Origin of the sequence: Collinsella sp. SGI.033 (genome assembly GCF_050315135.1) — a bacterium.
Lineage (GTDB): Bacteria > Actinomycetota > Coriobacteriia > Coriobacteriales > Coriobacteriaceae > Collinsella.
This window is the reverse complement of the sequence record NZ_JBNPOK010000070.1, coordinates 1-619: the sequence shown is the minus strand read 5'-3', so window position 1 is coordinate 619 and position 619 is coordinate 1. Positions and strand designations below refer to the sequence as shown.

Here is a 619-nt window from a genome sequence, read left to right as displayed (position 1 = left end):
AGGGGTCCAGCCCGACCAGTCCCTGCCGTGCCAGAACTCCCTCTTGAGCAGGCCGAAGAAGCCCTCCATCGCCGCGTTGTCCGGGCTGCAGCCCTTGGCGGACATGCTCCTGGCGAGGCCGTGCCCCTCGCAGATCGAGATCCAGCCGGGCCAGCGGTAGTGGCCGCCGCGGTCGGAGTGGATGACGGGGCGCTCGCCGGGCGCGAGCAGCGCGCAGGCGTCCTCGAGCGTCGAGTTGGCGAGCGCGGCGTCCGGTCTCTCGCCGGCCCTCCACGCCACGACCGAGGAGTCGAAGCAGTCCCTGATGGCCGACAGGTAGACCTTCCTGCCGGAGGGCAGCCTGAACTCGGTGATGTCGGTGAGCCACAGGAAGTTCGGCAGGGCCGAGCGGAAGTCGCGGCGCACGAGGTTCGGCGGGGCCGGCGTCGGCTCGCCCGCATAGGAGCTGTAGGGCCTCCTCTTCCTCCTCATCCACCTGGGGACCAGGCCCTCCTCGCGCATGATGCGGAGGACGACCTTCTCCGAGGCGCGCACGGGCTCGTCGAGCTCGCGCAGGCGCGCCGTCACGAAGCGGTACCCCCGCGCCCCCTCGCCGTCCTCGGTGAAGATCCTGCGCACG

Annotated in this window: 1 protein-coding gene; it reads right to left on the bottom strand. The window is 71.4% G+C overall.

Going from position 1 to position 619, the window contains the following annotated elements; genetic code table 11:
* Positions 1–619, bottom strand: a 619-nt coding sequence (locus ACQRC0_RS08800; protein WP_427729332.1) for an IS3 family transposase, incomplete at both ends; no start/stop codon positions are given.